Annotated in this window: 12 protein-coding genes; 7 read left to right on the forward strand and 5 right to left on the reverse strand. The window is 64.4% G+C overall.

Annotation, left to right across the window (positions count from 1 at the left end; genetic code table 11):
- Nucleotides 1-79: 79 nt before the first annotated feature.
- Nucleotides 80-853, reverse strand: coding sequence for a peroxide stress protein YaaA (gene yaaA, locus JF515_RS00095; protein ID WP_203099727.1), 774 nt, complete (start codon nt 851-853; stop codon nt 80-82).
- Nucleotides 854-961: 108 nt separating this feature from the next.
- Between yaaA and JF515_RS00100 the strand changes: the two genes are divergently transcribed.
- Both JF515_RS00100 and JF515_RS00105 read left to right on the forward strand, forming a co-directional pair.
- Nucleotides 962-1,438: a hypothetical protein gene (locus tag JF515_RS00100; RefSeq protein WP_203099729.1), complete on the forward strand. Its 477-nt coding sequence runs from the start codon at nt 962-964 to the stop codon at nt 1,436-1,438.
- Nucleotides 1,439-1,525: 87 nt separating this feature from the next.
- Nucleotides 1,526-2,359 (forward strand): MBL fold metallo-hydrolase, encoded by an 834-nt coding sequence (locus JF515_RS00105; protein WP_203099730.1) that lies wholly within the window; start codon nt 1,526-1,528, stop codon nt 2,357-2,359.
- Nucleotides 2,360-2,386: 27 nt separating this feature from the next.
- Here JF515_RS00105 and corA read toward each other — a convergent pair whose 3' ends face one another.
- Complete coding sequence (gene corA, locus JF515_RS00110) at nt 2,387-3,337, reverse strand: magnesium/cobalt transporter CorA (protein ID WP_203099732.1); 951 nt, start codon at nt 3,335-3,337, stop codon at nt 2,387-2,389.
- Nucleotides 3,338-3,394: 57 nt separating this feature from the next.
- Between corA and JF515_RS00115 the strand changes: the two genes are divergently transcribed.
- Nucleotides 3,395-4,018 (forward strand): alpha-ketoglutarate-dependent dioxygenase AlkB family protein, encoded by a 624-nt coding sequence (locus tag JF515_RS00115; protein ID WP_203099734.1) that lies wholly within the window; start codon nt 3,395-3,397, stop codon nt 4,016-4,018.
- A gap of 203 nt (nt 4,019-4,221) precedes the next feature.
- Here the strand turns inward: JF515_RS00115 and JF515_RS00120 are convergent, their stop codons facing one another.
- Nucleotides 4,222-5,445: a nucleoside recognition domain-containing protein gene (locus tag JF515_RS00120; protein WP_203099736.1), complete on the reverse strand. Its 1,224-nt coding sequence runs from the start codon at nt 5,443-5,445 to the stop codon at nt 4,222-4,224.
- A gap of 141 nt (nt 5,446-5,586) precedes the next feature.
- Between JF515_RS00120 and JF515_RS00125 the strand changes: the two genes are divergently transcribed.
- Complete coding sequence (locus JF515_RS00125; protein WP_203099738.1) at nt 5,587-7,701, forward strand: carboxy terminal-processing peptidase; 2,115 nt, start codon at nt 5,587-5,589, stop codon at nt 7,699-7,701.
- 35 nt (nt 7,702-7,736) lie between these two features.
- On the opposite strand, the gene JF515_RS00130 is transcribed toward JF515_RS00125, so the two are convergent.
- Together JF515_RS00130 and JF515_RS00135 are read right to left on the reverse strand one after the other, a co-directional pair.
- On the reverse strand, nt 7,737-8,879 hold the full coding sequence (locus JF515_RS00130) for an oxygenase MpaB family protein (protein ID WP_203099740.1): 1,143 nt from the start codon (nt 8,877-8,879) through the stop codon (nt 7,737-7,739).
- Nucleotides 8,880-8,952: 73 nt separating this feature from the next.
- On the reverse strand, nt 8,953-9,723 hold the full coding sequence (locus JF515_RS00135) for an alpha/beta fold hydrolase (protein ID WP_203099742.1): 771 nt from the start codon (nt 9,721-9,723) through the stop codon (nt 8,953-8,955).
- Nucleotides 9,724-9,820: 97 nt separating this feature from the next.
- Here JF515_RS00135 and JF515_RS00140 point away from each other — a divergent pair, with 97 nt between their 5' ends.
- The 3 genes from JF515_RS00140 (at nt 9,821) to JF515_RS00150 (ending at nt 12,933) form a co-directional block, all read left to right on the forward strand.
- On the forward strand, nt 9,821-11,251 hold the full coding sequence (locus tag JF515_RS00140) for an AarF/UbiB family protein (RefSeq protein ID WP_203099744.1): 1,431 nt from the start codon (nt 9,821-9,823) through the stop codon (nt 11,249-11,251).
- 183 nt (nt 11,252-11,434) lie between these two features.
- Complete coding sequence (locus JF515_RS00145) at nt 11,435-12,658, forward strand: Re/Si-specific NAD(P)(+) transhydrogenase subunit alpha (RefSeq protein ID WP_203100382.1); 1,224 nt, start codon at nt 11,435-11,437, stop codon at nt 12,656-12,658.
- Nucleotides 12,658-12,933, forward strand: coding sequence for an NAD(P) transhydrogenase subunit alpha (locus JF515_RS00150; RefSeq protein WP_161385650.1), 276 nt, complete (start codon nt 12,658-12,660; stop codon nt 12,931-12,933). Before JF515_RS00145 ends, JF515_RS00150 begins: the two co-directional genes overlap by 1 nt.
- Nucleotides 12,934-12,935: the final 2 nt, after the last annotated feature.

Raw genomic sequence — 12,935 nt, forward strand, 5'->3', positions numbered from 1 at the left:
TCCTACCGCGAAGCAGGCACCGTAGGAGCGGCTTCAGCCGCGATTCGTTTCAGGCGCGATCCCCCCTCACCGGCCACCTTCACTGCTCTTCACGCCGGAACACCGGCCTGGTGTCGGTGGACGCTTCCGCGTCGTGACGATAGCCTGCTTCCCGGAATTTCTTCAGAGCCGCCGGCTTGTCGATGCCTTCGCGCAGAATCCAGGCGGCCATCAAGCCCCGGGCTTTTTTCGCATAAAAGCTGATCACCTTGTACTTGCCGTTTTTCTCGTCCTGGAACACCGGTTCGATCACCGGCCCCGGCAGCCGCTTGGGGTGCACGGATTTGAAGTACTCGTTGGAGGCCAGGTTCACCAGCACGTCGGTGCCGGCGGCCTTCATATCCTTGATCAATTGGTCGGTGATGATCTCGCCCCAGAATTGGTAGAGATCCTTGCCACGGGCATTGTCCAGCCGCGTTCCCATCTCCAGACGGTAAGGCTGCATCAGGTCCAGGGGGCGGAGTACGCCATACAGACCGCTGAGAATGCGCAGGCGCTTTTGCGCCGCCTGCAAGTCATCGGCATCGAAGCGTTCAATATCCAGCCCGGTATAGACGTCGCCTTTGAAGGCGAAGATCGCGGGTCGGGCATTGTCCTTGTCGAACGGCGTTGACCACTGCGCGAACCGTTCCACGTTAAGATGGGCGATCTTGTCACTGACCTTCATCAGGCTGGCCAGGTCCGCCGGCGAGAGCTGGCGGGCACGCGCCACCAGTTCCGCGCTGTCGTCGAGCAGGCGCGGTCGGGTTGCGCGCAAGGACGGCAGCGGCGACTCGTAATCCAGGGTTTTCGCCGGTGACACAACGATCAGCATGGTGTTCTCCTTTACATGACGCGACACTGATTATAAGAAGACCACGTAAAGAAGAAACCCATGGGCCCGATCGACGGCGCCCACGAGACCGGGGAGTAACGATTAACGATGCGTTTCCTGTTGATTCTGACCGTCACCGTGGCGGTGGTAGTGCTGCTGTGGGGCAGTTGGCAAGCGGGCCGCCGGCCCTTCTACCTGGCTCTGGCCGGAGTGCTGGTGGCGGGCACCCTGTTTGGCGCGGCGACCCTGTTCACCGATCAGGAGCGGCGCGCCCCGGCGGACCCGGAGACAGTCATCGCCGAGGTATCCCAGGTGCACCGCACGGAAACCACCTACCGGCTCAGTGGCGACATCGCCAACCGGGGCGAGCATGCGGTGGCGCGGGTGCAACTGGCGGTGGAAGCGCTGCGCTGCCCGCCGGCCACCGCCTGCGAGGTAATCCACGAGAGCCGGGAGACGGTGTCCATGCACATTCCGCCCAATGGCCGCTACCCGCTGAACCTGTCGGTGGCGCGCCCGGAACCCGACATCCAGGCGGATCGCTGGCGCCTGCGAGTGCTGCGCGTGGAGGTTTATGGCCGTTAGCGTTCCATTTTTCAGGGCTGGCCAAGCGAAAACGAAATGGTCACAATGCCGGCTCCCTGAAGCACAGCAGCGGCTGTAGGAGAGATCATGGCAGCGCTCATTCCTGGTCAAGCCACCCCCATCGCGCCCCACGCCTGGCGGGTCCTGGGCCGCAACCCGGGAATGATGACCGGGCCCGGCACCAACAGCTATCTGCTCGGTGATCGGACCCTCACCGCCATCGACCCGGGACCGGAAGACCCCGAGCATACCCGCGCCCTGCTGCGCGCGGCGGAACAACTGGAACGCCCCATCGAGCGCATTCTGGTCACCCACACGCACCGGGACCATTCCCCCGGCGCCCGGGCCCTGGCCGAGGCCACCGGCGCGGAAATGCTCGGCCCACCGGTCCCCGATGACGGGCTGCAGGACGAGAGCTGGTCTCCGGCCCGGCTGTTAAGCCACGGCGACCTGCTGGACTGCGGCGGGGTGCCGCTGGAAGTGATCGCCACCCCCGGCCATGTCGGCAACCACCTGTGCTACCTTATGGTCGATCAGCGTCTGCTGTTCACCGGCGACCACCTGATCCAGGGCTCCACCGTGGTGATCGCGCCGCCGTCCGGCTCCATGGCCGAATACATGGCCTCCCTGGCGCTGCTGCGCGACTATCGCATCGATACCATGGCACCGGGCCACGGCGAACTGATTACCGAACCGATGGCCACCGTGGACAAGACCCTGGCCCATCGCCGGGAGCGGGAACGAAAAGTGTTCGAAGCGCTGGATGCCACCCCGGTAACGGTGCAGGAGCTGGTCACCCGGGTCTACGCCGACGTGCCTGACTTTCTGCACGGCGTTGCCTGCCTGTCCCTGGAAGCCCATCTGATCAAGTTGCGCGACGAGGATCGCGTCAGCCACGAACAAGGCAAATGGTCGGTCTGAAAGGCGGTTGCAGCTTTCAACCTGCCCCTATAACCAACCCTTGCGCTTGAAATACCAATAGGGCGCGATGCCGGACAGAATCATCAATCCGATCACCATCGGATAGCCGAACTTGAACTGCAGCTCCGGCATCACCTGGAAGTTCATACCGTAGATGCTGGCGATCATGGTCGGCGGCAGGAACACCACGGCGGCGATCGAGAAAATCTTGATGATCTGGTTCTGCTCGATGTTGATGAAGCCCTGGGTGGAATCCATCAGGAAGTTGATCTTCTCGAACAGGAAGGTGGCGTGGGACATCAGGGTATCCAGGTCGTGCTGGATTTCCGAACAGGTGCGGCGGCGGTCCTTGTCGGCGCGCACGTAACGCTGAATGAATGAAATCGAACGCTGGGTGTCCATCAAACACAGGCGCACCTTGCCATTGCTGTCCTCCAGGTGGGCCAGCTTCTCGATGCCGTCCTCCAGCTCCGCCTCCTCATCTTCCAGCACCAGGTAGCTGACGTCCTCCAGGTCCCGGTGAATGTCCTCCAGGGTGTCCGCCAGGTTCTCCGTTTTCTGCTCAAGGATATTGAGCAGGATATCCAGCGGCTCCTGGACCCGAACCCAGCCACGCCGCACGCGCAGACGCATCAAGCGGAAATCCGGCAGCCGTGAGTCGCGGAAGGTGAGCAGGCGCCCGGGTTGCAACACGAACGCCACGGTAGCGGTGCGGTGGCGACCCTCGGCCTGGTAGACGAACAGGGAGTGGACGTGCAGGCCGTGCTCATCGTGGAAGAAGCGCGCCGAGGATTCGATCTCCTCCACATCGTCGGAGGCCGGCAGCGCCTGACGGAACAAATGCTGCACCTGCTCGCGTTCCTCGTCGGTGGCATCGACCATGTCGATCCAACTCGCCGCGTCGGAAGTCGTGGGCGTCAAATCGGCCACGTCGCGCTCGCGCAGAACGCCATTCTCGATATCGTAGACGTGCAGCATGTTAGACTCCCGAAACGGTCAGAGAACATCGACAGCGGTTAGATAGAGCAGCGCGTCATGAGTGTCAACTCCACCCTATCACGCCCGCCCTCCTGGCCCGCTCCCACGGAGCTGGGCCATGGCGCGCGGTTGTGGCTTTTCTCCGGGGTTCTCGGCGAACAGGCCACGCCGTTGTTCCACACGCTTTGTAACGAATTGCCCTGGGAGTCTCCCACGGTGCGTGTATTCGGCCGTGAACACCCGGTACCGCGCCGCACCTGCTGGCTGGCCGACGCCGGCGTGCGCTACCGCTACTCCGGCCTGGTGCACGAAGGCCACGGCTGGCCGCACCACCTCGCCGCCCTGCGTCACCGCCTCACCGAGCTTACCGGTCGCGCCCCCAACGGCGTGCTCGCCAACCTCTACCGCGACGGCGACGACACCATGGGCTGGCATCGCGATAACGAACCGGAACTGGGCCCCACGCCCTGGGTGCTCTCCTACAATCTCGGCGCCAGCCGCGACTTCGCCTTCCGCCGCCACGGCGAGCACCGCCAAGCCCACATCCTGACCCTGCACCACGACGACCTGCTGGTGATGTCGCCGCAAACCCAGCACCACTTCGAACACGCCCTGCCCCGCCGCCGCCGCGTCAACGCCCCCCGCCTCAACCTCACCTTCCGAGAAATCATTCCCCGCTAACTCCCCTACGAAGCCGCGGGTGATGCTACCTCGAAGCGTCTCGGCGTGGGCCCCCTTCCGGGACCCTGTTTGACAGGATGTCAAACCGGGAGTCTCCAGGGACGGATTCACGACGTTCCCGGAAGGGGTCCCACGACGAGACGCGGCCCCGATCGAGAACCAGCCCGTCTCGTGGCAGCCCCCTCTGGAGAACATCGACAAGATCAACCAAAAAACAGATAACTCAACCCGATCGCCGCCACCAACCCGGCCAGATCCGCCCCCAACCCACACCAAAGCGCGTACCGCATATCCCGAATTCCCACGCTGCCGAAGTACACCGCCAGCACGTAGAAGGTGGTCTCCGTGGAGCCCTGCATCACCGCCGCCATCTTGCCGGCCAGGGAATCCACCCCCTGGCTCTGCATCACGTCCAGCATCGCCGCCCGCGCACCGGAGCCACTCAACGGCTTAAGCAGAGCCACCGGCAAGGCATCCACGAACCGGGTGTCCCAGCCCAACGCCGCCACGCCGTGGCGGATACCGTCCAGAAACAATTCCAGGGCACCGCTGGCACGCAGCATGGCGATGGCGGCAAGCATCGCCACCAGATACGGAATCAATTTCACCGCCAGGTGAAAGCCTTCCTTCGCCCCCTCCACGAAGCAATCGTAGCTGTCCACCCGAGCCCGCCAGGCGGCCCAGAAAAAGGCCGCGATCACCGCCAGCAGAATGCCGTTGCCAAGCAGACCGGACAGCGTCGAGCCCAGCGCCGGCGGCGCCAGCCAGATGCCCAGGGCCAACAACCCGAGCAGAGCCAGCCAGCCCCCCGCCACCGCCAGTAGCAACGGATCGCGCAGCGGTATCCGCTGCACCCGGGCGGTGAGCGCCACGCCCACGAAGGTGGATACGGTGGTCGCCATGAGCATGGGCAGGTACACCGCCGCCGGGTCGGCGGCGCCCTGCTGGGCGCGGTAGAGCAGTACCGTTACCGGCACCAGTGTCACTGACGAGGTGTTCAGCACCAGAAACATGATCTGGCTGTCGGTGGCTCGGCGCGGTCGCGGATTGTCGGCCTGCAACGCCTCCATGGCCTTCAGCCCCAGGGGCGTGGCCGCGTTGTCCAGGCCCAGCATGTTGGCGGCCAGGTTCATGGACACCGCCGCGCCGGCGGCCGGGTCCCGGCGCAGCGACGGCATCAGCCGCGCCAGCAGCGGGCGTACCGCGCCGGCCAGGCGATCGGCCAGGCGGCTTTCCTCGGCGAGCCGGAACAGGCCGCTCCACAGAGCCAGCACGCCGATCAGGCCCAGGCTTACCTCCACCGCCAGGTCGGCGGCGCGCCACAACGCCGCCACCACCCGCGCCGGCGCTTCCAGGTCGCCGCTCAAAAGCTGCCCCAGCGCGCCGAGGATGCCGATCAGAAAAAACCCGGTGAATAAACGATGCACGGCCGTCGTGGTCCCATGGCTGGCAAAGGCCACAGTATGTCGCGGGCGCCGCCGCTTGCCTATGGGCGGCCCCCTGTGCGTGGCCGCCGATTCCCTTATACTGGGGCAAAACCTTTGATCCAAACACAACCGAGTTCGCCCATGTCCGTATTCCGAAAGCTGTTAGGCGTGTTTCTCGCGGCCCTGTTGCTGGGCGGCGCCCTCAAGGTGGGCGGCGACCTCAAAGCCGGCCCCGAGGTCCAGGGGGCGCTCAAGCCCGAGGCCGTGCACCGCGAGGCCACCGAGGAAATCGTCGACCGGCTCGACCTGCACTACCGCCGGCTCAAATTCGACGATGCGCTGTCCGCCCGGGTGCTGGAGCAATACCTGAAGGACCTGGACCCCAATCGGCTGTACTTCACCCGCCAGGACATCGACGACTTCCAGGTTTATCGCGACAAGCTGGATGACCAGCTCGAGGACGGCGAACTGGAAGCGGGCTACACCATTTTCAATCGCTTCCAGACACGCCTGGAGGCCCGCCTGACGGAAATCCTCGACGACATCAAGGCCGGTTTCGACGACTGGTCCTTCGACGGCGACGAGGAAGTGCTGGTGGACCGCAGCGAGGCGGACTGGGCCGCCAATGACGCGGCCCTGGACCAGATCTGGCGCCGCCAGTTGAAGAACGCGGTGCTCTCCATGCGCCTCAACGGCACCGAGGACGAGGCCATCCAGGAGCGTCTCACCAACCGCTACGAAAGCCAGCTCAACCGGGTGCGCCAGAACACTTCCGAGGATGTGTTCCAGACCTATATGAACGCGCTGGCGCAGTCCTTCGACCCGCACACCAACTACTTCACCCCGCACAATTCCGAGAACTTCGACATCAGCATGAGCCGTTCCCTGGAAGGCATCGGCGCGGTGCTGCAGTACGAGGACGGCTACACCAAGGTGGTGCGCCTGGTGCCCGGCGGCCCGGCCGCCAAGCACGGTCAGATCAAGCCCGCAGACCGCATCGTCGCGGTGGGCCAGGAAGACGGCGACATGATCAACGTGATCGGCATGCGCCTGGACGAGGTGGTGGACATGATCCGCGGGCCCAAGGGCTCCGAGGTACGCCTGGAAGTGATCCCCGCCGGCAGCGCCAGCGAGCACGACACCCGCACCATCGCCATCACCCGCAACAAGGTGGTACTGGAGGAACAGGCCGCCAAGAAGGAAGTGATCAAATTCCAGCATGACGGCGACACCGTCAAGCTGGGCGTGATCGAGATTCCCGCCTTCTACATGGACTTCAATGCCTTCCATCGCGGCGACCCCAACTACACCAGCACCACCCGGGACGTGGCCGAGCTGCTGGTGGAGCTGCGCAAGGAAAACGTGGACGGCCTGGTGATCGATCTGCGCAACAACGGCGGCGGTTCGCTGCTGGAGGTGAATAAGCTGGTCAGCCTGTTCATCAATCGTGGCCCCACCGTGCAGGTGCGCGAGGCCGGTGGCCGCGTCAGCGTCGAGAACGATCAGTATCCGGGCATGCTCTACGCCGGCCCCATGGCGGTTCTCGTGAACCGCTACAGCGCCTCGGCCTCGGAGATCTTCGCCGGCGCCATGCAGGACTACGGTCGCGCCTTGATTGTCGGTGATCAGACCTACGGCAAGGGCACCGTGCAGACCCTGCTGGATCTGAACCACGGCAAGCTGAAAATGACCAATGCCAAGTTCTACCGGGTATCCGGCTCCAGCAACCAGAATCTGGGCATCGTGCCGGATGTGAACATGCCCTCTCTGATCGACAAGCAGGAGGTGGGTGAAAGCAGCCTGCCCAACGCGATGCCATGGGACGAGATCAAACCGGCGGATTATCAGCGCTACCAGGACCTGGTACCGCTGCTGCCGGCGTTGCGGGAGCGCCACGACAAGCGCATCCAGGACAACCCGGAATTCGTGTACGTGGAAAAACTGCGCGACCTGCTGCGCCAGGCCAACGAGCGCCATGAGCTATCGCTCAACGCCGAGCAGCGCCAGGCCTGGCAGCGGGACTTCGACGGCAAGCGCCTGGCCATCGAGAACCGCCTGCGCGAATACCGGGGCGAGGACACGATCGACAAGATGGAAGACCTGCGCAAACTGGAGGAACAGCGTGCTCTCGACCCGGAGGCCAACGAGGAGCCCATGGACGAGGACCCCTATCTGCGCGAAACCGGCCATATTCTGGCCGACATGATGGGCCTCCTCCATGAACAGCGGGTCGCCGACAAGGGAACCGGCCTGTAAACCGGTGTAAGGACTCCTGAAGAACCGGCCCTGGATCAGGCCAGGGCCTTGAACCCCCAGCGGGCCGGGTCGCCCCCCAATCCCACCTTGAGGGTGCGCCGGCCCAGACCGTGATTGAAATCCTCCAGGCGCCGCTTGGCCGCGTCCGGCAGCAGCCGCTGCCCAAGGCTGGCGGCGCCCAGCGCGGCGCGCGTCAGACGCACCGCCGCCGCCGAGGACACCCGGCTGTGCAGGTTTAGATCATCGGCCATGGCGTCGCCGATCAGATACCGGCTTACCGCCACCAGCACGTCATAGGGAAGATGAAACGGTGGCTTGTTGCTCATGTCGCGCAGCAACGCCTTGGCCAGCGCCTCGCTGTCCCCGGTGGGATCATAAAGGTGAGAGGTAAGCTGCAGTGCCAGCACTTCCTGCTCCTCCAGACTGGTGGTGAGCAGCGCTTCGTCCACGCCCAGCAGGTAGCCCGCGTAGCGCCAGAAGTAATGCATCGCCTCGTGCTCTTCACGGCTGATGTACAGCCCCATGCGCTTGAGCCCACGCACCACCATGTAGTCGAATTCCAGCACCGTGCCGGCCATGTCCTCCTGGTTGATGGGCAGATCGTAGCGGTCTTCGTCCCAGTCACCGCGTTCGGCCAGGAAACGGCGTACCGCGGCATGCAGGAGCCGCACTTCCATCACCGTGCGGTGGCCAAGCCCTCCGGGGCGCAAGCCGTCCGGAGCCGCGATGTTGTGCAGCATCTGACCGGTTTCGTAGATGCGCCGGGAGACATCCTTTTGTAAACGACCGGTGGCCACCAGTACCTGGGAGGGTTTGTTGTGGGCATAGCCCTCCACCAGGCTGGAACACATCAACACCAGCCCCTGCAGGGCGCCGTGACGGCGATACATGCGCCGGCCCAGTTCCATGGCCTCGAAGTCCACCCAGCCCGGCACCCTGAAACAATGCTCCAGGAAGTCCCGGTAGACGCCGCCCTCCTCCCCGGCACGTCGCTCGACCTCCTCCAGCAAACCGGAAGGACGACGGAACGGGACCGATTCCAGACAACGGTCCGCCAGCGGGTCCTGGACCCGGCGCCAGCTCTGCAACCGGGAATGGGAATAGCGATCGAACCAGATATGCTCCCGGGGCGTGCTCGGGCCCGCCCGCAGGCGGGCCAGTTCGGTGGGCGTGGCCATGATTGTGCTCCTGATACCGGGCCGGCTCAGAACCGGCGGGTTCTGTACACGCTAGAGCGCCACCCGGGCGCGGTCAAGACAGCGGATTCGCCCAGCGGACCAGGGTATCGGTCAACCAGGCCGGTGCGTCCAGGGACAGGTCATGGCCGGCGTCCGGATGCACCGCCAGAGGCCGCTCCCAGGCCCGCGCCAGGGCCCGGGAACAGTCCGGGTGCACCAGTCGGTCGCCGGCGCCGTTGATCACCAGCACCGAAGGCCCCTCGGGCAGCCTCGCCGGCGCCCGGAAACGGGCCGCCGCCCACAGCTGGCGCACGGTATTGGCGGCGGACACCGGTCGTGCCCGATCCACCGCCAGGAATCGCCGGGCCACCGCGTCCCGCTCCAGCGGCGACAGGTGGTTGGTGGTGATATCCAGAATCATGCGCTCCCGGGCCAGCCGGTCGCGGCTCAGCAATCCCTGGCACAGAATCCGTCCATAATTGCCAGGGCGCAGGCGCCGCCAGAACGGGCTGAACGGCGCCGCGCTGGAATTGATCAGCGCCGCGGCGGCCACCTGCCGTGGATACCGTTTCAGCCATTCCACCGCCACCATGCCGCCCAGCGACAACGCCACCAAACGCACCGGCCCTTCCACGCCAAGGCCGGCCAGTTGATCCCGGGCGGCGTCCACCATGGCCGCCACCCGCGCCGGGCTGCGTTTCCGGTGCAGCACGCCGTTACCCGGCAGATCCAGGGGCAGCACCCGGTGGCCGCTGCCCAGCGCCGAGGCCAGGCGCTCGGCGAACCCCTCCCAGTGGGCCTGCTCGCGCACCAGCCCGCGCAGCAGAATCCAGGTGGTCTGCATATCCATCCCCATGTAGGTATTCGAGGCATCCCACGATAGAATGCGGGGGCGTTCGGGACCCCGCCGTCCCCTCTGTTCATCGTTGGCGCGAGGCACTATGGCACGAAAAACCGTGAAACGGGTAAAGACCGGCTCCCTGGAACGCCGCTTCTCACTGGCCCGGGCCGGTTTCCTGGCCGGCGCGCGCTACGCCACCACCAGCGCCGGCGGCCTGTTCAGCAGTGCCGACAAGCGCGAGGCGCGGCGCCGGGAAAATTTGTCCGAGCGAGCCCGGGAACTGGTCGACGAACTCGGTCGGCTGAAAGGCTCGGTGGTCAAGATCGGCCAGATGATGGCGCTGTTCGGCGAGCACTTCCTGCCCGAGGAGGTTACCGCCGCCCTGCATACCCTGGAGAACAGCACCACCGCCCTGGAATGGCCGGCGGTTGAGAAGCATCTCAAGCAGCAACTGGGCACCGTCAAACTCAGCGAGCTGGACGTGGACCCGGAGCCCCTGGGGGCCGCCAGCCTGGGCCAGGTACACCGGGCCCGGCGCAAAAGCGACGGTCGCCAACTGGTGCTCAAGATCCAGTACCCCGGCGTCGCCGACGCCATCGACTCGGATATGCGTGCCCTGGTGCGTCTGTTGAAACTGAGTCGGCTGGTGCCGATCACCGAGCAATTCAACCAGTGGCTCGATGAAGTGCGCGCCATGCTTGGCCGCGAGGTGGATTACGACCTTGAGGCACACACCACCCGACACTTCCGCCAGGCGCTGCTCGACGATCCGCGCTTCGTGGTGCCGGAGGTGTTCGGCGACTACTCCACTCACAACATTCTCTGCCTGTCCTACGAAGAAGGCGTGCACATCAGCGACCCGTCGGTGACCGAGCTTGGCCAGGAACGGCGCAATTTCCTGGGCCGCGCGATCATGGAGCTGTGCTGTCGGGAGGTGTTCGAGTGGGACAAAATGCAGACCGACCCCAACTTCGGCAACTACCTGATGCGGGTCGGCGAGGATGGCCGCGACCAGATCGTGCTGCTCGATTTCGGCGCCATTCGTGATTTCGATGACGATGTGCTGGGGCCCGGCCGGGAAATGATCCGCGCCGCCTGGTATCACGATACCGACCGCCTGGTGGATGCGATGCGCGCCCTGGGCTTTTTGTCCGGCGATGTGCCCCGGCGCCTGCTGGATGATTTCGCGGCGCTGTGTTTCGAGGCCATCGAAGCCCTGCAGGACCCGGACCGCTTCCCGCCACCGCCCTCGGTGGTCAATGAAAAGGGTGAATATCTGTGGGGCGAAAGCGACCTGCCGAACCGGGTGATGAACCGCGCCAGCCGCACCGCCCTGTCGGTGCATTTCGACGTGCCGCCCAAGGAATTCATCTTTTTGTTCCGGAAATTGCTGGGGGCTTACACCTTTTTACATGTGATCAAGGCACAGGTGCGCGGAAACACCATTCTGGAGCCGTTCGTGCATATGCGGGAAGCGTCGGACCGGGCCATTGTTGATCAAAAACTGAACAAAACTGAGAAAAAACGGTGATCTTTCCGCTCAATTATTGACCGTTCGTCCAGTGGACAGACATTTCTTGTTTGCCAAGCTGGTCACTCCACAATAAGGTTAGCAGCCTGCTCGGCGGCCGGTTTGAATAAACCGGCCGTTTTTCGAGGTCCCGGAAAAAAATCCGGGACCGGTTTGACGAACCATAAGATGGGGGTAACGCAGGTGATTATCGGTGTACCCAAGGAAATCTGCCCCGGCGAGGAACGGGTGGCTCTTACGCCCGCCAACGTCGGCGCACTTTTGAAGAAGCAAGGCGTCGAGATTCTGATCGAACACGGCGCCGGCGAGGCGGCTGGCTTTACCGACGGCGAGTACGAGAGCGCCGGCGCGAAGCTCGTCGACAGGGACAACGTCTTTTCCAACGCTCAGGCTATCCTGCAAGTCCAGACTCCGGGTAGCAATACGACCAATGGCGATAAGGATCTGGACAACCTGAAAGCCGATCAGTTCCTGATTGGCATGACGGATCCACTCGCCAATCCTCAATTCGCCCAAACCCTGGCCGACCATAAGGTCACCGGCATCGCCCTGGAACTGATTCCGCGCATCACGCGCGCCCAGTCCATGGACGTGCTGTCTTCCATGGCCATGATCGCCGGCTACAAGTGCGTGCTGCTGGCGGCCAACGCCTCGCATCGCATGTTCCCGATGAACATGACCGCCGCGGGCACCCTGAACGCCTCCCGGGTGTTCGTGATGGGCGCCGGCGTGGCCGGCTTGCAGGCCTGCGCCACCGCCAAGCGTCTCGGCGCCATCGTGGAAGCCTACGATGTGCGTCCCGCCGCCCGTGAACAGATCCTTTCAGTGGGCGCCAAGCCCGTGGAACTGGACCTGGATACCGGCGAGGCGGAAGGCTCCGGCGGCTACGCCAAGGCCCAGGGCGAGGACTTCCTCAAGCGTCAGCGCGAACTGATGACCGAGGTGATCAAGGAAATGGACGTGGTGGTCACCACCGCCGCCGTTCCCGGCGCCAAGAGCCCGATCCTGGTCACCGCCGACATGGTCAAGGCGATGAAGCCCGGTTCCGTGATCGTCGATCTGGCGGCGGAGCGCGGTGGCAACTGTGAGCTCACTCAGGCCGGCGAGACCGTGGTGGAGAACGGCGTGCTGATCATCGGCCCCACCAACGTGCCCTCCTCCGTGCCGTTCCATGCCAGCCAGATGTTCGGCAAGAACATGGAAAACCTGCTCAACCTGCTGCTCGACGACAACGGCGACCTGCAACTCGATTTCGAGGACCAGATCGTGGCCGACACCGTGATCAGCCACGCCGGCGACGTGCCCCAGGCACGGCTGCGCGAGATGCTGGGCCTGCCGGAACTCAAGAAAGCCGAACCGGAAGCGTCCGACGACGCCGAAGGCGACCACGGCGAGGAGGACAAGTAATGGACTTCGTGGCACAGCTTACCCTCTTTGTACTGGCGATCTTCCTGGGTGTGGAACTGATCACCAAGGTACCGCCGACCCTGCACACTCCCTTGATGTCCGGCTCCAACGCGATCTCCGGCATTACCCTGGTGGGCGCCCTGATCGCCGCCGGCTCCGACGCGGGTCTTCTGATCAACGTGCTCGGCTTCATTGCCGTGGTGCTGGCGACCATCAACGTGATTGGCGGCTTCATGGTCACCAATCGCATGCTCGCGATGTTCAAGAGGAAGTAACC

The organism is Alloalcanivorax marinus (genome assembly GCF_016785095.1).
GTDB lineage: Bacteria > Pseudomonadota > Gammaproteobacteria > Pseudomonadales > Alcanivoracaceae > Alloalcanivorax > Alloalcanivorax marinus_A.